17 protein-coding genes are annotated in these 20092 nt (G+C 66.3%); 5 read left to right on the top strand and 12 right to left on the bottom strand.

Annotated features, from left to right (window positions below; translation table 11 throughout):
- Window positions 1–15: 15 nt before the first annotated feature.
- Window positions 16–2466: an acyl-CoA dehydrogenase gene (locus KUW00_RS10045; protein WP_222568961.1), complete on the top strand. Its 2451-nt coding sequence runs from the start codon at window positions 16–18 to the stop codon at window positions 2464–2466.
- A gap of 60 nt (window positions 2467–2526) precedes the next feature.
- Here KUW00_RS10045 and KUW00_RS10040 read toward each other — a convergent pair whose 3' ends face one another.
- From KUW00_RS10040 to KUW00_RS10030, 3 genes are all read right to left on the bottom strand, one after another.
- A complete protein-coding gene (locus KUW00_RS10040; RefSeq protein WP_222568960.1) occupies window positions 2527–4581 on the bottom strand; it encodes an SLC13 family permease in 2055 nt (684 codons plus the stop codon).
- Between the two features lie 181 nt (window positions 4582–4762).
- A complete protein-coding gene (locus tag KUW00_RS10035) occupies window positions 4763–5323 on the bottom strand; it encodes a carboxymuconolactone decarboxylase family protein (RefSeq protein ID WP_045994599.1) in 561 nt (186 codons plus the stop codon).
- A gap of 98 nt (window positions 5324–5421) precedes the next feature.
- Window positions 5422–6756 carry an aspartate aminotransferase family protein gene (locus tag KUW00_RS10030; RefSeq protein ID WP_222568959.1) on the bottom strand — a complete coding sequence of 445 codons (1335 nt, stop codon included), beginning with the start codon at window positions 6754–6756 and terminating at the stop codon, window positions 5422–5424.
- Between the two features lie 155 nt (window positions 6757–6911).
- On the opposite strand from KUW00_RS10030, the gene KUW00_RS10025 reads away from it, so the two are divergent.
- Window positions 6912–7877, top strand: coding sequence for a MurR/RpiR family transcriptional regulator (locus KUW00_RS10025; protein ID WP_222568958.1), 966 nt, complete (start codon window positions 6912–6914; stop codon window positions 7875–7877).
- Between the two features lie 162 nt (window positions 7878–8039).
- On the opposite strand, the gene KUW00_RS10020 is transcribed toward KUW00_RS10025, so the two are convergent.
- Window positions 8040–9017 (bottom strand): NADPH:quinone reductase, encoded by a 978-nt coding sequence (locus KUW00_RS10020; protein ID WP_045994597.1) that lies wholly within the window; start codon window positions 9015–9017, stop codon window positions 8040–8042.
- 285 nt (window positions 9018–9302) lie between these two features.
- Between KUW00_RS10020 and azu the strand changes: the two genes are divergently transcribed.
- Window positions 9303–9797: an azurin gene (azu, locus tag KUW00_RS10015; RefSeq protein ID WP_222568957.1), complete on the top strand. Its 495-nt coding sequence runs from the start codon at window positions 9303–9305 to the stop codon at window positions 9795–9797.
- Between the two features lie 242 nt (window positions 9798–10039).
- On the opposite strand, the gene KUW00_RS10010 is transcribed toward azu, so the two are convergent.
- Window positions 10040–10693, bottom strand: coding sequence for a hypothetical protein (locus KUW00_RS10010; RefSeq protein WP_213229602.1), 654 nt, complete (start codon window positions 10691–10693; stop codon window positions 10040–10042).
- 246 nt (window positions 10694–10939) lie between these two features.
- Between KUW00_RS10010 and KUW00_RS10005 the strand changes: the two genes are divergently transcribed.
- Together KUW00_RS10005 and KUW00_RS10000 are read left to right on the top strand one after the other, a co-directional pair.
- Complete coding sequence (locus KUW00_RS10005) at window positions 10940–11695, top strand: glycerophosphodiester phosphodiesterase family protein (protein WP_108132973.1); 756 nt, start codon at window positions 10940–10942, stop codon at window positions 11693–11695.
- Between the two features lie 176 nt (window positions 11696–11871).
- Window positions 11872–12696: an alpha/beta fold hydrolase gene (locus KUW00_RS10000; RefSeq protein WP_222568956.1), complete on the top strand. Its 825-nt coding sequence runs from the start codon at window positions 11872–11874 to the stop codon at window positions 12694–12696.
- A gap of 66 nt (window positions 12697–12762) precedes the next feature.
- Here KUW00_RS10000 and KUW00_RS09995 read toward each other — a convergent pair whose 3' ends face one another.
- The 7 genes from KUW00_RS09995 to KUW00_RS09965 form a co-directional block, all read right to left on the bottom strand.
- Entirely contained in the window at window positions 12763–13002 is a 240-nt protein-coding gene (locus KUW00_RS09995; RefSeq protein ID WP_108448894.1) for a DUF2188 domain-containing protein, read from the bottom strand.
- Between the two features lie 97 nt (window positions 13003–13099).
- The gene (locus KUW00_RS09990; RefSeq protein WP_222568955.1) at window positions 13100–14563 is read right to left on the bottom strand and encodes a cobyric acid synthase; all 1464 of its coding nucleotides are present in this window, start codon (window positions 14561–14563) and stop codon (window positions 13100–13102) included.
- A gap of 124 nt (window positions 14564–14687) precedes the next feature.
- A complete protein-coding gene (cobO, locus tag KUW00_RS09985; protein ID WP_222568954.1) occupies window positions 14688–15323 on the bottom strand; it encodes a cob(I)yrinic acid a,c-diamide adenosyltransferase in 636 nt (211 codons plus the stop codon).
- Window positions 15280–16170 carry an ABC transporter ATP-binding protein gene (locus KUW00_RS09980; RefSeq protein ID WP_222568953.1) on the bottom strand — a complete coding sequence of 297 codons (891 nt, stop codon included), beginning with the start codon at window positions 16168–16170 and terminating at the stop codon, window positions 15280–15282. The genes cobO and KUW00_RS09980 overlap by 44 nt, the downstream gene beginning before the upstream one ends.
- An 8-nt stretch (window positions 16171–16178) precedes the next feature.
- A complete protein-coding gene (locus KUW00_RS09975) occupies window positions 16179–17195 on the bottom strand; it encodes an iron ABC transporter permease (RefSeq protein ID WP_261392087.1) in 1017 nt (338 codons plus the stop codon).
- Window positions 17176–18093 (bottom strand): cobalamin-binding protein, encoded by a 918-nt coding sequence (locus tag KUW00_RS09970; protein ID WP_315901122.1) that lies wholly within the window; start codon window positions 18091–18093, stop codon window positions 17176–17178. The genes KUW00_RS09975 and KUW00_RS09970 overlap by 20 nt, the downstream gene beginning before the upstream one ends.
- Window positions 18090–20036, bottom strand: coding sequence for a TonB-dependent receptor domain-containing protein (locus KUW00_RS09965; RefSeq protein WP_222568951.1), 1947 nt, complete (start codon window positions 20034–20036; stop codon window positions 18090–18092). The genes KUW00_RS09970 and KUW00_RS09965 overlap by 4 nt, the downstream gene beginning before the upstream one ends.
- Window positions 20037–20092: the final 56 nt, after the last annotated feature.

Raw genomic sequence — 20092 nt, 5'->3', positions numbered from 1 at the left:
CAAGGAGAACCGCCCATGCTCAGCCTGCTCCTGCTCATCTTTGCGGTCGTTGGCCTGATCGCCATCGCCCGCCGCGAGGCCGGGGCCGCGCCTGCCGCCGCCCTGCCCGCCATTCTCGGGGTCGCGGGCCTGGTCCTCGACGCCGAATTCGTCGGCGTACTGCTGCTGATCACCGCCGCCGTCATCGCCGTCTGCGGCCTGCCGGCGCTGCGCCAAGGTTGGCTGTCGCCGCGTCTGTTCGCCATGTTCAAGAAGGTCGCCCCCCGCGTATCGGATACCGAGCGTACTGCGCTTGAGGCCGGCAGCGTGGCCTGGGACGGTGAGCTGTTCTCCGGCCGTCCTGACTGGCAGCGCCTGCTCGACTTCAAGGATGACGGCCTCAGCGACGAGGAACGCGCCTTCATCGACCATCAGTGCACCGTGGCCGCCGGCATGTGCAACGCCTGGGACATCGCCCGCGAGCGCGCTGACCTGCCGCCGGAGCTGTGGGACTACCTGAAGAAGGAACGCTTCTTCGGCATGATCATTCCCAAGGAGTACGGCGGTCTCGGCTTCTCGGCCAAGGCCCAGTCGGCGGTGCTGCAGAAGCTCGCGGTCAACGAGACCCTGATGTCCACCGTGGGTGTCCCCAACTCACTGGGTCCGGGTGAGCTGCTGCTCAAGTACGGCACCCAGGAGCAGAAGGACCACTATCTGCCGCGCCTGGCCGACGGCCGCGAGATCCCCTGCTTCGGCCTGACCGGCCCCCGCGCCGGCTCCGACGCCACTTCGCTGCCGGACGTCGGCATCGTGTGCAAGCAGGAAGTCGACGGCAAGGAAGTGCTGGGCCTGCGCCTGACCTTCAACAAGCGCTGGATCACCCTGGCGCCCATCGCCACCGTGGTCGGCCTGGCCTTCCGCATGTTCGACCCGGACCACCTGCTGGGCGACACCGAGGACCTCGGCATCACCTGCGCGCTGGTCCCGCGTGACACCGACGGCATGGAGATCGGCCGCCGCCACCATCCCATCGGCAGCCCCTTCATGAATGGTCCGATTCGCGGCAAGGACGTGTTCGTGCCGCTGGACACCATCATCGGTGGCCCCGAGATGGCCGGCGAAGGCTGGCGCATGCTGATCGAGTGCCTGTCGGTCGGCCGCTGCATCACCCTGCCCTCCGGCGCTACCGGCACCGGCCGCTACGCCATCGGCTGGGCCGGCGGCTTCGCCCGCATCCGTCGCCAGTTCAATGTGCCGGTGGCCGAGATGGAGGGCATTCAGGAGCCCCTGGCACGTCTTACCGCCAAGGCCTACATCGCCCAGGCGGCGGTCTACCAGACCGCCAACACCATCGACCACGGCCAGGCGCCGGCGGTGCCCTCGACCATCCTCAAGAGCCAGTTGACCGAGTTCCAGCGGGACATCCTGGCCGATGCAATGGACATCCACGGCGGCAAGGCGGTGACCCTGGGACCGCGCAACTACCTGGGCATCGGCTACAGCGCCAACCCGGTGGCGATCACCGTGGAAGGCGCCAACATCATGACCCGCAACCTGATGGTGTTTGGTCAGGGCGCGATCCGCTGCCATCCCTACGTGCTGGAGGAACTGGCGGCCAAGGACGCCGATGACGCCAAGGCCTTCGACCGGGCGTTCTTCCGCCATGCCGGGCTGATCTTCGGCAACGCCGCCCGCGCCCTCACCATGGGCCTGGGCATCGGCAAGCCGTCCTGCCCCTTCGACGAGGTCGCCCGCCCCTACGCCCAGGACGTGGCCCGCCTGTCTGCCGGCTTCAGCCTGTGCGCCGACGCCGCCATGGCGAGCCTGGGCGCCGAACTCAAGCAGCGCGAGATGCTCTCGGCGCGTCTGGGTGACGTGCTCTCCAACCTCTATCTGGTGAGCATGGTGATCAAGCAGTGGCACGAGGGTGACAAGGTCGAGGGCGAGGCGGAACTGATGCACTACGCCTGCCGCTTCCTGCTCAACCGCGCCGAGACAGCCTTCGTCGAGGTCTTCGACAACTTGCCCAACCGGGCGCTGGGCAAGACCCTGAAGGTGCTGGTGATGCCGCTGGGCCGCCGCTGGGCACGCCCCCACGACGACCTGGCCCGGTCCATCGCCCGTGCGGTGTCCACCGACAGCGCCCTGCGCAAGAAGCTCTTGGTCGGCGCCTGGGACAGCAACGACCAGGTCCAGGACAACCCGGTGGCGCGCTACAACGCCCTGCTGGAAACCCAGGACCGCGCCGAGGTGCTCTATCGCCAGATCAACAAGGCGTACTCCAAGGGCAAGCTGCCGGTGCAGGCGCTGCACCCGGAAGAACGCCTGGAAGCCGCGCTCGAGGAGGGTCTGATCAGCGAGGAGGATGCCGACTTCATGCGCAAGCGCGAGGCCGAGGTGCTCGACATGCTGAGCGTGGACGACTTCGCCTTCGACGCCTTCGTCACCGACAAGGAAAAGATGAACCACCACAACGTCACCGCGTAACGCCGACGTTTCGCGCACCACCACGACGCCCGGGCCCAGCCCGGGCGTTTTTATTGGCCGTTATTGCAGCGGCCAGACCAGCATGATCAGCGGGATGGCGACCACCATCACCACCAGGGTCAGCGGCAGGCCAAGGCGCCAATAGTCGCTGAAGTGATAGCCCGCGGGGCCCATCACCAGGGTGTTGGACTGGTGGCCGATGGGCGTCAGAAAGGCGCAGGAAGCGCTGATCGCCACCACCATCAGGAAGGGGTCCAGCGACAGCTCGAAACCGCTGGCGAGACTCGCCGCGATGGGCGCCATCAACAGCGCCGCCGCCGCATTGTTGATGACGTTGGACAGCAAGGTGCTGACCATGAAGAGCCCCGCCAACACCAGGATGGGCGGCCACTGGCTGCCAAGCCCGAGCATGGCATCGGCGATCAGACCTGCCCCGCCGCTGGACTCCAGCGACTGCCCCACCGGAATCATCGCCCCCAGCAACACCACCACCGGGCCGTCGATGGCACGGTAGCCTTCACGCAGCGGCAGCACCCCCACCAGCAGGGTGACCAGCGCGGCCAGCGACAGGGCCACCGCCGCCGGCAGCAGATCGAACAGCATGGCCGTGATGGCGACGGCAAAGATGCCCACCGACAGCGCAAGCTGGCGCGGCTGGCCGAGGGTCAGGCGCCGGTCTGCCAGCGGCAGGCAGCCAAGCACCGTCAGGCTCTCCCCCAGCCCTTCGGGATCGCCCTGCAGCAGCAGCACGTCGCCGGGCCGAAAACGAATATCGCGCAGACGCTGCTTGAGGCGCCCACCGTCACGGGCCACCGCCACCAGGTGCAGGCCGTACTGATGGTGCAGGCGCAGCTCGGCGGCGGTGCGGCCGCTGATGGCGGCGTCGTTGCGCACCACCGCCTCGATCAGGTGCAGGTCCTCGGGGGCCTTGTCGTCCTGGCGCTCGTCACCGTCCTCGGTGCCCCGCGCCGCCTCACGGGTCTCGTCCAGGGTGATGCGGCGCTCTCGCGCCTGCTCGTCCTCGTCGACCAGTTGGCGGGTACGCTGGGCCAGCGAAGCGGACCCGGCATTGCCGTCTGCGTTCAACGGCTGGGCCGACGTCGACGTGGCCGCTGCGTTGTCCGAGGACCGCACCTGATCATCGCTGCCGGTCTGCTCGGTGTTGGCTGGCTCGGTGTCGGTCGGCTCGGCGTCGCTCTGCTCGGCATCAGGATCCGGCGCCTCCTCGGGTGCCAGACCGACCCGCAGTCCGGCCCGATCCTCCAGCGCCTTGAGCTCCTCGGGACCGGCCTCCAGCAGCAGGATGTCGCCCTCCTTGAGCACCCCATAGAAAGAGTGACCGGCGTAGCGATGACCGCCCCGCACCAGCGCCAGCACCGGCACGTTGTCGTCGAGCTTGCGCCTGAGCTTGTGCAGCGACCAGCCCAGGGCCTGGGCATCGGCGTCGACCCGTACCTCCACCAGATAGTGGGCGGTATCGAACATGGCGTCGCGGCTGGCCTGGCCGGTGCGCCTTGGCACCAGGCGCCAGCCCAGCAGCACGATAAAGGCAACCCCGGCGAGTGCCACGGCGCCGCCCACCGGGAAGAAGTCAAACATGCTGAAGCGCTCGCCGGCGACGCTGGCACGGTAGCTCGAGATGATGATGTTGGGCGGGGTGCCGATCAGGGTGGTGAGGCCACCCAGCAGCGAGCCGAAGGCCAGCGGCATCAGCAGGATCGACGGCGAGGTATCGTGTTCGCGCGACATCCGCAGGGCCACCGGCAGCAGCAACGCCAGCGCCCCCACGTTGTTCATGAAGCCCGACAGCACGGTGACAAGGCCGGTCAGCGCCAATAGCTGGTACAGGAGCCTGTCGCCAACCTTGAGCACCTGGGCGGCGATCACGTCCACCACTCCGGCCCGCTCGAAGCCACGGGACAGCACCAGCACCGCCACCACGGTGATCACCGCCGGATGGCCAAAACCGGAAAAGGCCTGGTCGGCGGGCACCAGCCCCAGCACCACCGAGGCCAGCAAGGAGGCCAGCGCCACCAGATCGAAACGAAACCGCCCCCAGACGAACGCCGCCAGCGTCAGCCCGAGCACGATAAATACCAGAAGACTGTCGTCCATGCCGGCCCCTCCCTGGGCGGCGCCCTGACGGGCGATTGCAGAGTGCTGGAGGTCGCGAAAGCGTCACCGAGAAAGCGCCAGGGTACCGCTGATTCAGCGTAGCCTAAAACACCTCATCAGCGCGCCTGGGAGGGTTCGACGAAGGGCAGGCTTCGTCAACGAGCTGGGGTTCGGCAAAGGGTTAGGGTTCGTCAAAGGGCAGCGGTTCATCGCCTCGGCGAACCTCGAACACGTTCAGCGTCATCGCCACAAGGGCGTAGTAGCCAAGCACCCCGACCAGTTCCACCACGGCCTCCTCGCCGAAGGCCTCCACAGCCCTGTCGTAGGTGGCCTGATCGACGCGCCGATGCTGATACAGCACGCTGGCCAGGCGATGGACGATGACTTCGTCGCTGCGCTCGAAGGTCGGTTGACGGCCTTCTCGCAAGGCCTCGACCACCGACTCGGACAGGCCGGCCTTGAGGGCGATGGGGGCGTGGATCTGCCACTCCGCCTGGGACTTCCACCAGGCCGCGGTGGTCAGGATGGCAAGCTCGGTGAGGCGCAGCGGAAGCGAGGTATGGTAGCGACAGAAGGCGCCCAGGCGCTGGGCATGGTCGGCAAGCTGTGGGCTGTGCACCCAGGCCAGGAAGGGACCATCGAGGTTGCCGCGGGGGCCGCTGAGAATATCGTCGAGCACCCGGCGCTGCTCCGCGCTCATGGTGGCGTCATCAAGCTCGGGCAAGCGGGAACGAAGGGTCATGCTGTCATCCTGTACGTGGGAAAAAAGGTAGCAAGCCCGCCCCTTGGCGGGCCTGGTGTGTCAGTGGTGTCGCGCGGGCCGAAGCGCCAGGCACGGACTCAATGGCCCACCTGGCCAAGCGCCTGCTGCAAGGCGGCGTCGAGCTTGTCGACGATCTCGTCGAGATGATATTCCTCGACGATATAGGGCGGCGCCAGCAGCACATGGTCTCCACGGCGTCCGTCCAGGGTACCGCCGGCGGGGTAACACATCAGCCCCTGGTCCATGGCGGCGGCCTTGACCGCGGCGTTGAGGCGTCGGTCGGGGTCGAAGGGCTCCTGGCTGGCCCGGTCCGCCACCAGCTCGAGTCCCAGAAACAGCCCGCGTCCGCGAATATCGCCGACGTGCGGGTGGTCGCCGAAGCGCTGGTGAAGCCGAGCATGCAGCGCCTCGCCCCTGGCGCGCACCTGCTCAAGCAGGCCGCGTTGCTCTACCGCGCGCTGCACCGCCAGCGCCGCGGCGCAGGCGGTGGCGTGGCCGATATAGGTGTGGCCATGCTGGAAGAAGCCGGTGCCCTCGGCGATGGTGTCGCGGATACGCGCACTGGCCAGGGTGGCGCCGATGGGCTGGTAGCCCCCGCCCAGGCCCTTGGCCACGGTCAGAAGGTCGGGGCTGACGCCTTCCTGCTCGCAGGCAAACAGGCGACCGGTGCGCCCCATGCCGCACATCACTTCATCGAGAATCAGCAGGATGCCGTGACGATCACATATCTCGCGCACCCGCCGAAAGTATCCGGGCACCGCCGGCACCGCGCCAAGGGTCGCCCCCACCACCGGCTCGGCGACGAAGGCCATGACCCGGCGTGGCCCCAGCCGCTCGATGGTGTCCTCGAGTTCCACCGCGAGTCGCTCGCCGTAGGCTTCGGCGCTTTCGTCCGCGCGCTGGCCGCGATAGGCGTAACAGGGGCTGACGTGGGTGGTGTCGGCCAACAGCGGTTCGAAGGGACGCCGACGCCAGGCGTTTCCGCCGGTGGCCAGCGCCCCCAGGGTATTGCCGTGGTAGCTCTGGCGCCGGGCGATGACCTGGGTGCGCTCTGGCTGGCCGATCTCGAGAAAGTACTGGCGCGCCATCTTCAGCGCCGCTTCCACCGCTTCGGAACCGCCGGAGACGAAGTAGACGCTGCCGATGCCCTGGGGCGCGCGATCGACCAGGAAGTCGGCCAGCGCCTCCATCGGCTCCGAGGTAAAGAAGCTTGAATGGGCGTAGGCCATGCGCTTGACCTGTTCGCTGATCGCGGCCTGCACCTCGGGATCGCTATGCCCCAGGCAGGACACCGCCGCGCCGCCACAGGCATCGAGGTAGCGCTTGCCTGCGGCATCGATCAGATAGGGCCCATCGCCTGCCACCGCGGTGGGATAGGACGCCTTGAGGTGGCGGTGAAAGACGCGGCTCATGGAACCTCCAGCGGGTAGATACGACATCGCATAAATGCAAATATTAAATGCATTCTATTTTTACACAATGCATATTTGCAAATCGTGTCTACGCCTCACCGGACAGACGCCCGCCAAGCTGGCACACTGGCCCGCTCGTCATTCAAGGAGACGCCATGCCCTCTCGCGACTCGAAGCCCGCCACCAAGCCACCGACCGAGCGGAGCGCTCGGCACCGCCCTATTCACCTCGGCGAATCGAGCACCCTCGGCGACCTGAAGGAACTGGCGGCGCAGATCCAGGCCGGTGACGGCGACGTTCGCCTGGGCAAACGATCGTTGCGGGTGCTGATGGCGCTGCTGGAGTCGCCGCAGGCGAGTGCGGTGGCCTCGATCAGCGAGCTGGCCGGGCGGCTCGAGGTGAACCCCTCGACCTTGACCCGGCTGGCCCAGCGCCTGGGCTTCGACGGCTTCGGCGAGCTGCAGGCGGTGTTTCGGCGGGACCTGGCCGATGGCGGCGAGCACTTCTACAGCGACCTGGCCTCGAGGCTTTCGACCGATCGCGACCAGGGCCAGGGTGTCGCCCGGCTGGCCCGGCTCGGACGCCAGGAGAGCGCCAACTTCGCCGGCCTGCTCGAGCGACTCGACGCCGATGACTACGACCGGGTGGTCGAGCTGCTGGCCCTCGCCCGTCGGGTCAGGGTCCACGGGCAACGCCAGTTTGCGTCGCTGGCGCAGTTCATAGCCTACGGGCTTGGCATGCTGCGTGCCGATACCGGGGAGCTGGATGCGGGACACCAGGGGGTGGCCGATGCCCTGGCGCAACTGGATGAAGGGGACCTGCTGGTGGTGATCAGCTGCTTTCCCTACACCACCAGCGTGCTGGAAACCGCTCGGGTGGCGGCGCGGGCGGGGATTCGGGTGGTCGCCCTGACCGACAGCGAGTCGTCTCCGCTTGCCCGGGTCGCCGAATACCGCTTCCTGGTGCCTACCGACAGCCTGTTCTTCTCCAACGCCATGGGCGCCTTCTTCCTGCTGGCCCAGGGGCTTCTGACCGAGGTGGCCGATCGCCTGGGCGACGAGGGACTGGCCGCCCTCAAGCGGCGCGAGAGGATGATTCGCGAGCTGGGGGCGTCGCTGTAGCGCCAAGGCAGAACCGACGGCGACCAGGGCAGCCGGTACGCAAGCCACACCGCCGTCAGGCCGACGCCTCCCTGAAATGCAAGCGGGCCCGCCAACGTGGCGGGCCCGCTATGTCCGACAGGACAGGTTCGATCAGGAAGACAGGGATCGGCGATCGATCGCTCAGGGCAGCAGCACGGTAGACCCGGTGGTCTTGCGTGACGCCAGGGCGTCCTGGGCCTTGCCGGCCTCCGCCAGGGCGAAGCGCTGGGCCACGTCGATCTTCACCTTGCCGCTCTCGATCATGTCGAACAGCTCGTCGGCCATGTCCTGCAGCCGCTCCGGGCTGTCGGCGTAGCCGTTGAGGCTCGGCCGAGTGACGTAGAGCGCGCCCTTCTGGTTGAGGATGCCGATGTTGACCCCCTCGACCGGTCCGGAGGCGTTGCCGAAGCTGACCATCAGGCCGCGCGGCTTCAGGCAGTCCAGCGAGGTCTCCCAGGTGTCCTTGCCGACGCTGTCGTAGACCACGTCGACCATCTCGCCACCGGTCAGCTCGCGCACCCTTTCGACCACGTCTTCCTTGGTGTAGTCGATGGTCGCCCAGGCGCCATTGCGCTTGGCAAGCTCTGCCTTCTCGACGGAGCTGACCGTGCCGATCAGCTTGACGCCCAGGGCCTTGGCCCACTGACAGGCAATCGATCCCACCCCACCGGCGGCGGCGTGGAACAGGATGGTCTCGCCACCTTGCAGCGGGTAGGTCTGACGCAGCAGGTACTGCACCGTCAGCCCCTTGAGCATGGCCCCCGCTGCGGTCTCGCAACTGATCCCCTCGGGCAGCGCCACCACCTTGTCCGCCGGCAGGGTGTGCAGTTCGGCGTAGGCGCCCAGGGGCCCCTGGGCGTAGGCCACGCGGTCGCCTACCTGCAGATGATCGACCCCCTCGCCCACGGCGTCGACCACGCCAGCGCCTTCGGTTCCCAGGCCCGACGGCAGGGACGGCGCCGGATACAGACCGGTGCGGAAGTAGATATCGATGAAGTTGAGGCCCACCGCCTCATTGGCGACGCGTACCTCGCCGGGGCCCGGCTCGGCCGCCGGTGTATCGACGAGTTCCAGCACCTCGGAATCGCCGGTGCGTGCGAATTGAATCCGCTTGGCCATGAAAGGCTTCCTTACGCTGCTAACGGGTATGTACGCCCAGTCAAGCGCTCTGCTCGACCTCGGTCAAGTCCAAACTGGATTTGCCGTCGGCACAGCCGTGGCCACGGGATCACTGTCGGCGCTTGACAGCTCCATTGATGTCTACGAGACTCACCAGCTGTATACAGTTCATATATAAACATGGATACATCTTGTGTGGTGCACCGCGCTTCCCCTTGCTGAACGCCGTGCACGGTCGTGGCAAACCCTGCACCCACCCTATCCAGCAATGAAAAGGACGCTGTCATGAAACATGCCCTGCTTTCCTCCGCCTCCATCCTCGCGATCACCGCCGTGCCGCTGTTCTCTGCCATGGCGGTAGCGGATGACGGCGCCGCGGACAACGTCGCCGAAGAGTGCCGGCTGACCATCGATTCCACTGACCAGATGCAGTACGACAAGAGCGAGCTGAGCGTACCCGCCAGCTGCGAGACCGTCAGTCTGACGTTGACCCACTCGGGCTCCATGGCGAAAGACGTGATGGGACACAACTGGGTGCTGGCCCCTACCGACGCCTATCAGGAGATCGCCTCCGCCGGCATGCAGGCGGGACTCGACAGCAACTACCTGCCGGAGGATGACCGCATCCTGGCCGCCACCGACATCATCGGCGGCGGCGAATCCACCAGCATCACCTTCGACACCGAAGGACTCGCCGACCAGGATCTGACCTTCTTCTGCTCCTTCCCCGGCCACTCCTCGATGATGAAGGGATCGTTCAGCCTCACCAGCGAGGGCTGAGCAACCTATACGGATCGACGGGCATCGATCCCTGACGGCGTGACCCGAGCCACCTCCGTTCATGCTGCCCGCGAGCGGATCAACAACCACCTCGGCCCGGCAAGCGCCGACCCTTTGCCCAACGACGAAGCCCCGGCCCTCGCCTCCAAAAGAGGTAAGGGCCGGGGCTTCGTTGTTGCTACCACTTCTACTAGTTCATAGCGTACGCGGGAAGGACCCAACAGGTGCCCTTCCGTCGCTGATCACAACGTCCGCGGGAAGGACTCCAGGCCTCTGACGAAGCGGTTCTTGTAATCTTCGAACAACGCCTTGTCCTGCTTGAAGTTGGCCACCACGGAGGCTTCGTCCACGGTCAGGGTACGCGGCAGATTGTCGAGGCTGGTGGCCGTATGCTTTGGCCCCAGACCGATCTGCAGCTCGCCCGGGCCCTTGATCCAGCGCTGGATACCGGCGGCGCTAAACTCGGCCTTCTGGGCATCGCTGACCACGTCCACCCGCAGCGGCGCCCGCAGCGCCAGTTCCGCCACCAGGCGAAGGGCGGGATTCAGCTTGCCCTTGCCGGCCGGCTTTTGCGCCTCGCCCTGGCTCTCGCTTTCCGCGCTGGTCTTGTTGCCGCCGTCGACCGCACTTTCGGCGTCAGGATCCAGCGACGTCAACTGGGCCACATTCATACTGGTACCGGCTTCGTCGCTGACCAGCAGGGCCAGCGCGATGGGACGGGACTGATCGTCCACCAGAGCGAGAAGCCGGGCGGCTTCCTGCTTGAACAGCACCCCGATGACGCCGGCGAAGGTGACTAGGGGGGCGATACCCGCCTGATGACCGTAGGCTTCCGCACACAGGCGTGCCAGGCAGGCTTCCCGCTGCTGGGGCTCGTTGATTTTGACGACCTTCATCACTGACCTCTAATTGCTGGCGCCGACCGGCGCTGACCCACTTGTCGAAACCGGCGAGACTAGCATATTCCAGGCAGCGACACCGCCCTCGGCGTACCGCTGCGACAGATGGGGTGTTCATGTCGTCGCCGATCGGTCATCTTTGTGGCCCAACATGGAGGCGTGCAGCCTCTGGCTAGCAGGACGGTCATGTCCGATGATGACGAAAGCCGGTGCCATGTTGTGACGCCAAGCCAAGGAGAGCCCATGACGACATCTCGCACGCCCCTTATCGACCTGCCCCGCCTGATGGCGCATCGCGGCCTGTCGGCCCATGCACCGGAAAATACCCTGAGTGCCGTCCAGCTTGCCTGGGAAGCCGGTATCACCTGGGTCGAGCTCGATGTGCAATTGCTGGGTGATGGCACCCCGGTGATCTGGCACGACCCCGGCATGCGGCGCTGCTCCAACGGGCGCGGCAAGTTGAGCAAGTTGCGTCTGGAACAGGCCAGGGAATACGACGTCGGCGCCTGGTACGCCGAGCGCTTTCGCGGTGAGCGCATGGCGACACTCGACGACATGCTCAATCTGATCGATCGACGCGGTATGGCGGTCAACCTGGAACTCAAGGTGACCCGGGGACGCGACCCCGAAGCATTGGCCGAATCGGTGATCCCGCGTCTGCTGGAAGCGCTGCCGTTCGAACGTCGACTGGTGTCTTCCTTCAGCCCGGCGGCCCTCGATCACGCGCGCAGCATCGCCACGCCCGACCAGCTCGCCCTTGGGGTGCTGGTCGACAAGATCGGCAAGAACTGGCGGCACGACATGGAAGCGGTGCAGGCCTACAGTCTGCACTGCGACTGGAAGAAGCTGAAGGAAGAGCGGGCTCGGGAGGTTACCCAGAGCGGCACACCGCTGCTGTGCTATACCGCCAATGATCCGGTGGCCTTCGCCAAGTACTGGAAATGGGGCGTGACCACCGTCATTTCCGATGACCCCGAACGCTTTGCCGACAAGACGTAACTTGCCAAGGCGTATCCTTGAAGCGGCTCTGACACTGGCATGGCCCTGTATTACAAGCGACCTGTCCTGAAAGCGACCCGTCCTGAAAGCAACCTGTCCAAACCTAGCGCTTGCTTGGCAGGCCAGCGGCCACTCGCTAGAGTGAGCTTGATATGTTGCTGCCAGCGAGCCACTTCATGCCCCAGGTATCTGACCTTCAGGTGTCACTTCACGACACAGACCGGCAATCGCTGTTTGTTCGTCGATGGCGTCCCGAGCCTGATACCCAGGGCGCGCCCATCGTGTTGCTGCATGACTCGCTGGGCTGCGTTGAGCTGTGGCGCGACTTCCCCGAAGCCCTGTGCCAGACCACCGGCCGCGAAGTGATCGCTTACGATCGACTGGGCTTCGGCCAATCCATGCGCCACCCAGGCCTACTGACCTACACCTTTATCGCCGACGAAGCGCACCAGGGCTTTGCCGCGCTTCATCGTGCGTTAAAGCTCGAGGGTTTCGTTGTTCTGGGCCATAGCGTGGGCGGCTGCATGGCTGCCGGTATCGCTGCCCACTTCGACGATTGCCAGGCGCTGATTACTCTGGCGGCCCAGGCCTTTGTGGAAGAACGCACGCTTTCGGGCATACGCCAGGCCCGCGATACGTTCGCCCTGCCCGGCCAGATCGAGCGCCTGAAGAAGTACCATGGCGACAAGGCCCGCTGGGTGCTCGACACCTGGGTAGAGACCTGGCTGGACCCCGACTTTCGGAGCTGGGCCCTGGATGACACCCTCAGACGGGTCCGGTGTCCTGTACTGGCGCTGCACGGTGACCAGGACGAATACGGCTCACCACAGCAGCCCAAACGCTACGCGCAACTGCCTCAAGGGTCGTCACGGATGGTATTGCTGGAGGGGTGTGGCCACGTGCCCCATCGCGAGCAGCCTGACAGAGTCCTTGACTACATCACGAGCCTGCTGGGTGAGCAAATCAACGTAGATGATGGTGAAGAGCAAGGGACGCAATAGCGGATAATAGTACGCCTCATCGAACGGGCAATTGACAAAGACATTGCGCTCAAATGGCATATGCCGTCACTTCTTCGAGCGCAGAGACTTGGTTGCCTCGGATGCGCGCCGATAGCTCTTGCGCTCCTGGATAGTGCCATCGAGCCCATGCACGTATAGCTCACCGTGCTCCTTCCTGGCCGCGCGGCGCGCATATTCCACGGCTTCAGCCTTGCTCTCGAAAACCTTGCCGGCACGAGACGTGCCGCTGGTCTTTACTGCCCATCCCTTGTCTCTGCTAACCACATGTTTCGATGTCACCTTCATGACCAAGCCCTCGACGCAGTTGCCATGGTGCCATCTGTACAGGGAAAGCAGTGGCACCCCCTCAGTTTACGCCGGGCGCCACTTCGGACCATCTTCCTCAGCCGATCATGCGCAGAACCATCTCCATATCCAGATGCTGCTCGATGGCGTCGGCCAGACGGTCGAGTTGACGTTCGCGGTGGGCGTCGAGGTCAACCCGGCGGGTGTCCTCGGGCGGGAGCCCGAGGCGGGCGAGCAATGCTTCGCAGGCGTCGGGGCCGTCGAACAGCCCGTGCAGATAGGTACCCATGATCTGGCCATCCTGGCTGACGGCACCTTCGTCTCGTCCTTCGAGGCGCATCAGTGGCCGCGAAAGCGCCTCGCCCCGGCTGACGCCTTGATGAATCTCGTAGCCGTGGATGCTGCAGCAGCCGTCGGCGGTGTCGATGCGCCCGCTGACCCGTTTCAGGCGCTTATCGGGGCGCATGGTGGTGGACATGGCAAGCCACCCGAGCCCTTCGACGCCGCCGGGCTCGCCCTCGATGCCGTCAGGATCGTCGATCCATTCCCCCAGCATCTGAAAACCGCCGCAGACACCCAGCACCCGCCCGCCGTAACGCAGATGACGCCGGATACGCTCATCCCACCCTTGGCTGCGCAGCCAGGCCAGGTCCGCCCGGGTGTTCTTGCTGCCCGGCAACAGGATGACGTCGGCATCGGGCATCGGCTGGTCGGGGCCGACCAGGCTCAGGCTGACGCGAGGATGCAGGCGTAGCGGATCGAGGTCGGTGTGGTTGCTGATGCGCGGCAGAGCCGGCACCACCACCTTGAGCATGTCGCCCCCTGCGTGATCAAGCCGCTGCTCCAGCGACAGGCTGTCCTCGGCGTCGAGCCACAGCCCCTGCAGGTAGGGAAGCACACCGAGCACCGGCCTCGCCTCGCGCTCGGCCAGCCACTCAAGCCCCGGTTCCAGCAGCCCGATATCGCCGCGAAAGCGGTTGATCACGAAGCCCTTGATCCGCGCGTTTTCGGACGCGCTGACCAGCGCCAAGGTGCCGCATAGCTGGGCAAAGACGCCGCCTCGGTCGATATCACCGACCAGCAGTACCGGGCAGTCCACCGCCTCGGCGAAGCCCATGTTGGCGATGTCGCCTTCGCGCAGGTTGACCTCGGCGGGGCTGCCCGCCCCTTCGGCGATGATCACGTCGAAGCGCTCGGACAGCCGGCGATGGCAGTCCATCACCGTCTGTCGGGCGGTGGTCTTGTAGGCGTGATAGTCCAGCGCGGCCATGCTGCCGTGGACGCGACCGGCCAGGATGACCTGGGCGCCCTTGTCGCTTTCGGGCTTCAACAGCACGGGATTCATGTCGCTGTGGGGCGCTACGCGGGCAGCCTGGGCCTGCAGCGCGGTGGAGCGACCGATCTCGCCGCCGTCCACGGTGACGGCACTGTTCAGCGCCATGTTCTGGGGCTTGAACGGGGCCACGCTGAACCCGCGCCGTGCCAGCACCCGGCACAGACCGGCGACCACCGTGGACTTGCCGGCATCCGAGGTGGTGCCCTGGATCATCAGCGTTGCCATGCTAGCGCTCCCTTACTGCTCGATGCTCTTCTTGGAGTTAGATCAAAGCTTGATCGCAACGCGATACCCTTTTTGGGGTTCGATCAATGCTCGATCAAAGCTCGATACCCTTCTGGGGGTTCGATCAAAGCTCGATACCCTTCTGGGCCTTGATGCCTTGATCCTTGAAGGCGTGCTTGACCACCTTCATCTCGGTGACCGTATCGGCCAGTTCGATCAGCGCCTGAGGCGCGTGGCGCCCGGTCACCACCACATGCTGCATCGCCGGTCTGGCCTGCAGGTCGTCCAGCACCCGGTCGAGATCCAGATAACCGTAGCGCAGGGCGATGTTCAGCTCATCGAGCAGTACCAGCGCGATATCGGGATCCTGAAGCAACTCGCGGGCCTTGTCCCAGGCGGCTTCGGCGGCGGCGACATCGCGCTCCCGGTCCTGGGTGTCCCAGGTGTAGCCCTCGCCCATGACGTGGAACGCCACTCCGGGCTGGCGGCGATAGAAGGCCTCCTCCCCGGTGGAAAAGGCGCCCTTGATGAACTGCACCACGCCCACCTTCATGTCGTGGCCCAGCGCCCGGGCCAGCATGCCGAAGCCGGATGAACTCTTGCCCTTGCCGGGGCCTGTCAGCACCAGCAGCACGCCCTGTTCCTTGTCGGCACTGGCGATGCGCTCGGCCATGATCCGCTGCTTGGCGGCCATGCGCCGGGCGTGGCGCTCGGGATCAACGTTCTTCGGAGTCTGTGTCGTGGGGGACGTGTGGGTCATGGGAAACTTCCTTGGTGGGGCGCGGCGGATTAATCGACGAAGCCACCCGCGGCATGAAGACGGCGGCGCCATCGACCTCGGCGACGCTCAACGGCTGGTCGTAGAGCCGCTCGAGGGCCGACGTCACCAGCATATCGTCGCGTGGTCCCCAGCAGGCCGCGCCATCGGGATACAAAAGCAGCAGGTGGTCGCACCAGCGCGCCGCCAGATTGAGATCGTGCAGGCACATCACCAAGGCGGCACCCTGGCTTGCCTGTTCGTCGAGCAGCGCCATGGCCGCCACCTGATGATGCAGGTCGAGGTGGTTGGTGGGTTCATCCACCAGCCAGATCTGCGGCGCCTGGGTCAGTACCGTGGCCAGGCTGACCCGCTGACGTTCACCACCGGACAGGGTCGCCAGCGGCCTGTGGGCCAGATGAGCGATATCGAGGCGTTCAAGCGCCCCCAGGGCGCGCTGGACGTCGTCCTCGCTTTCGTTCTGCCAGGCCCGGAGGAAGGGATGGCGGCCGATCAGCGCGGTTTCCAGCACGCTGGCCGGAAACTCGTCATGGCGCTCCTGGAACACCACGCCCAGACGCTGGGCGACGGCACGCCGGCGCCAGTCGGTCAGCGGCCGGCCGTCCAGCCTCAAGCGCCCATGGCGCGGCGCCCTTAACCCGGCCAGGGTATGCAGGAGCGTGCTCTTGCCGGCGCCGTTGGGCCCGAGGATGCCCCAGCGACTTCCGGGCTCGATGGAAAAGGACAGCGGCTGACCGTCCGCCCTGCCGGGCACGTCGATCACCAGAGCTTCGCAGGACAGCGAACAGGATGGCAGCGCCTGGTCGGTGGATGCGGGTGTGACAGCCATGAGCGCCCCTATCCCTTGCCGTGGCTGCGATGCAGCAGGTAGAGAAAACTCGGCACCCCGATCAGCGCGGTGATCACCCCTACGGGCAACTGCTGGGGGGCGATCAGGGTCCGCGCCAGGGTATCGGCCAGGGTCAGCAGGCAGCCGCCGGCCAGCAGCGAGGCCGGCAGGATCAGGCGCTGGTCGGCACCCAGGCGGAGGCGCAGCATATGCGGCACCATCAGGCCGACGAATCCCACCGATCCGGCGGTGGTCACCGCGGTGGCGGTGGCCAGGCTCGCCGCCAGATACAGCCCCCATTCCAGCGGGCGCACCGCCACGCCCAGCGCCAGCGCCTGCTGGCCACCCCGGGCAAGTACGTTGAGGGTCCGCCCCAGCGGCACCAGCACCAGTGCCGACAGCGCGGCGATCACCAGTACCGGCCAGGGGCTGCGGGCGTAGGCCATGTCGCCCATCAGCCAGTAGAGCATGCCCGGCAGCTCTTCTACTGGGCTGACCGCCAGCAGGAAGGTGATGATCGCGCCCCAGCCGGAGGCCATGACGACCCCGGTCAGCAGTAGGCGGGCCGGCGACCAGCTGCCGCTGCCATGGGCCAGGCCGAATACCACCAGGATCGACACCAGCGCACCGGCAAAGGCCGAGGCTGAGACCAGCGCCGCGCCAAGGCCAGCGAGCATGGCACACAGCGCCGCCACCGAGGCCCCGCCGGAGAGCCCGAGCACATAGGGGTCGGCCAGCGGATTGCGCAGCAGTACCTGCATCAGGGCGCCGGCCAGGGCCAGCAAGGCACCGGTACCGAAGGCGGCCAGCGCACGGGGCAGGCGCAGCTCCCACACCAGGGTCTGGTGGAGGGGGCTGCCCTGCCCGGTCAGCGTCAGCCACAGCTCCATCGGTGACAGCGCGACGCTGCCCACCGACACGGCCAGCACCACCGACACCACACCGAGCAGAGCCAGCAGGCCCAGCGGACGACGTCGCCGGCTGGGCCGAAAGGTAGCGCTGGAGTCAGCGGCGTTCACGGGCAGAGTCCAGATGTTGGCACAGGGTTCGGGTGCCCTCGACCAGGCGCGGCGTCGCCCGCTGCACCAGGTCAGGGTTGATGAAATAGAGGTTGTCGCGGACCACCGCGGTCATCTGCGGCCACTGGCGCCAGGCGTCGAGCCAGGTGGAGTCCGCCTTGCCCATGCCGCCGGTGATGATGACTTCCGGGTCCGCGGCCAGCACCGCCTCCCGCGACAGTCGAGGCACCAGCGGCGCCTCGTCGGCGAATAGATTGACGCCGCGACAAAGTGACAGCGCTCGACTGATCCAGTGCTCACCGTTGACGGTCATCAGCGGCTGCTCCCATACCTGATAGAAGACCTCGACCGGTGCTGCGTCAACGTAGCGTTCGCCGAGGGCCGCTACCGATTCTCGCAGCTCCCGGGCCGCGGTGTCGCCGGTATCCGCCGAACCGGCCAGGCGACCGAACCGCTCAAGCGTCGTGGCGATCTGCTCGAAGTTGGCGGCGTCCGAGCGGAACACCGGCAGGCCGAGTTCATCCAGGCGTTCGACCTGCTGTCCGGGATTACCCCCGGCCCAGGCCACCACCAGGTCGGGGTCAAGCGCCAACAGCGACTCGAGGTCGAGTCGATCGTAGCTGCCCACCTGGGGCAGCGAGCGCGCGGCCTCGGGATAGTCGCTGAAGCTGACTACCCCCACCACCCGCTCGCCGGCCCCCGCCGCGAACAGCATCTCGGTGACACTGGGCGACAGCGCCACGATGCGCTCTGCCGGCGCCGCCAGGCATAGCTCCCGCTCGGTGTCATCGACCACGCAGATGTCCCCGTCCCCACCGGGAAAGGAGGATGCCATGGCGGCACTGGCCAGCGCCGACAGCACCAGGCCGATGCTGGCCGAGACAAGCGAGCGGCGGATGATCACAGGTTGAAGCCGACGCTCAGGTAGGCGGCACGTCCGGGGTTTTCGTAGTCCCAGCCACCTTGAAAGGCAGACGCACGCGAGGTGGCGTACTCGCGATCGAAGACGTTCTCGAGCGTCAGGTTGGCCTTCCAGTCCGGCGCAAAGGCCCAGCCGGCGCGCAGGTCCAGGGTGCCGTAGCCGGCCAGACGCTCGTCGTTGTCGACGTCATTGTAGCGGTGGTCCTGGGCGACGAAGGAGGCCCCCAGATTCCAGTCACCCAGCTGGCGATCGGCGTCCAGGCGCAGGGTCTGGCTGGCGCGGCGAATCAGCTGCTTGCCGGTGTCACGGTCTTCCGGGTCGGTATAGGCGACGCTGGCCGCCAGGGTCCACTGGTCGAGCTCGAGCCCGGTGGCAAGTTCGACCCCACGAATACGCGCCTCGTCGACATTGAAGGGGGCAAAGCGGCCATCCCTCGACTCATTGGCGATCAGGTCGTCAACGTTGGTCTGGTAGAGCGCCAGATCCCAGTACAGCCGCTGGTACTGACCACGCAGACCAAGCTCCCAGGTTTCGGACTCCTCGGGCTCAAGATCGCTGTTGCCAAAGCCGGGGAAGTACAGCTCATTGAAGGTCGGGGCGCGGAAGGCGGTACCGTAGCTGGCACGCAGGGTGTGCTGATCATCGAGGGCGTAGCCCAGCGCCAGGTGGCCGGTGACCTCTTCATCGTAGGCCTCGTTGTCGTCGTGGCGCAGACCCGCCTGCAACGAGAACGGATGGAAGTCCATCAGTGCCTGGGCAAACACCGCCACGTTGTCGCGGCTGGTCTCTTCGTAATCGGTGGTGCTGTCGACCTTGTCTTCCAGATACTCGGCGCCGGCGATCAGCTCGTGGGCACCGAGCTGCAGGGTATTGTCCCAGCGAACGGTATGGGTCTCGGTGTCGAACTCGGTGGTGCTACCAGGCCCAAAGTCGTTGGGCTCGGAGTGGTCCTCCAGCTCATCGCGGGCCTCGCTCAGGGTAAGACGCGACGACCAGATATCGGTCACCGGCACCTCGGCGTAGACACCCGCCACCTGCTGCACGTAGTCGGAGTCGCCACCTTCGTATTCGTTGTTGCCGCGGGCACGCAGTCCCAGCAGCCCGAGGTTGGCGCCGTTGTCGAAGGTGTGAGACAGACTCACCAGACCCGAGGTGTTGTCGTAGGCCTTGTCCTCGCCACCGTCGCGAATCTCGGTGCCGTCGCTGTCCAGGCGGGTGGCGCTGAACTGGTAGGAGGTGCCACCCTCGCGGCCCGACAGACTGGCCGAGGCCCGCTGGGTATTGAAGGAGCCGGTACCGAGCTGCACGCTGGGCGTCGGTCCCTGTTCATCGGGCTTGTCGGTGAACAGCTGAACTACCCCGCCCACCGCGTCGGCGCCGTAGAGCGCACCGCGGGGCCCGCGTACCACCTCGATACGCTCGAACATGCGCGGCTCCAGGTACTGCCAGGCAGGCCCGCCATTGGTGGCGGAGCGCAGGCGGATACCGTCGATCATCATCACCGAGGCGGTGCTGCCGGTACCACGGATATAGACGCTCGCCTGCTTGCCGAAGCCACCGTTGGTGGAAATATCCACACCGGGCTGGCCACGCAGGGCGTCGGTAATGCTGACCGGATCGCGGCGCCTTAGCGCCTCTTCATCGATGACGCTGACGGAGGACAGCGACTGACTGGCGGTACGCGGCGAAAGCGTCGCCGACACCACCAGCGGGTCGAGTTCGGTGGCGGGCTCGGTGGTGGGCTCGATAGAGACCTGTTCGACGGAGGACGGCTCGGCGGTCGTCACGTCGGAGGAAGCGGACTGCTGGGCACTGGCCTGGCTCACCAGTAGCCAGGGGGCGGCGGCAAGGCCGACGCACAGACGCAGGCCACGGGAGCGGCAGGCAACAGAAAGACGAGCAGGGGCGAAGAAAGCAGACGACATGGTGTATCCCTTGGCACCGTGCGCACCCGCACGGCGTAGACCCTCGAAGGCCGAGG

The organism is Halomonas sp. DP5N14-9 (assembly GCF_019802175.1).
GTDB lineage: Bacteria > Pseudomonadota > Gammaproteobacteria > Pseudomonadales > Halomonadaceae > Halomonas > Halomonas litopenaei.
This window is presented reverse-complemented; position numbering and strand designations above follow the sequence as displayed.

Excerpts from the sequence above, each read along its gene's own strand:
- cobO (WP_222568954.1), bottom strand. The coding sequence starts at position 15,323 with ATGACCCACACGTCCCCCACGACACAGACTCCGAAGAACGTTGATCCC.
- KUW00_RS10000 (WP_222568956.1), top strand. The coding sequence starts at position 11,872 with ATGCCCCAGGTATCTGACCTTCAGGTGTCACTTCACGACACAGACCGG.
- KUW00_RS10030 (WP_222568959.1), bottom strand. The coding sequence starts at position 6,756 with ATGAGCCGCGTCTTTCACCGCCACCTCAAGGCGTCCTATCCCACCGCG.
- KUW00_RS10045 (WP_222568961.1), top strand. The coding sequence starts at position 16 with ATGCTCAGCCTGCTCCTGCTCATCTTTGCGGTCGTTGGCCTGATCGCC.
- KUW00_RS09995 (WP_108448894.1), bottom strand. The coding sequence starts at position 13,002 with ATGAAGGTGACATCGAAACATGTGGTTAGCAGAGACAAGGGATGGGCA.
- KUW00_RS09980 (WP_222568953.1), bottom strand. The coding sequence starts at position 16,170 with ATGGCTGTCACACCCGCATCCACCGACCAGGCGCTGCCATCCTGTTCG.
- KUW00_RS10005 (WP_108132973.1), top strand. The coding sequence starts at position 10,940 with ATGACGACATCTCGCACGCCCCTTATCGACCTGCCCCGCCTGATGGCG.
- azu (WP_222568957.1), top strand. The coding sequence starts at position 9,303 with ATGAAACATGCCCTGCTTTCCTCCGCCTCCATCCTCGCGATCACCGCC.
- KUW00_RS10010 (WP_213229602.1), bottom strand. The coding sequence starts at position 10,693 with ATGAAGGTCGTCAAAATCAACGAGCCCCAGCAGCGGGAAGCCTGCCTG.
- KUW00_RS09990 (WP_222568955.1), bottom strand. The coding sequence starts at position 14,563 with ATGGCAACGCTGATGATCCAGGGCACCACCTCGGATGCCGGCAAGTCC.
- KUW00_RS10040 (WP_222568960.1), bottom strand. The coding sequence starts at position 4,581 with ATGGACGACAGTCTTCTGGTATTTATCGTGCTCGGGCTGACGCTGGCG.
- KUW00_RS10035 (WP_045994599.1), bottom strand. The coding sequence starts at position 5,323 with ATGACCCTTCGTTCCCGCTTGCCCGAGCTTGATGACGCCACCATGAGC.
- KUW00_RS10020 (WP_045994597.1), bottom strand. The coding sequence starts at position 9,017 with ATGGCCAAGCGGATTCAATTCGCACGCACCGGCGATTCCGAGGTGCTG.
- KUW00_RS10025 (WP_222568958.1), top strand. The coding sequence starts at position 6,912 with ATGCCCTCTCGCGACTCGAAGCCCGCCACCAAGCCACCGACCGAGCGG.
- KUW00_RS09965 (WP_222568951.1), bottom strand. The coding sequence starts at position 20,036 with ATGTCGTCTGCTTTCTTCGCCCCTGCTCGTCTTTCTGTTGCCTGCCGC.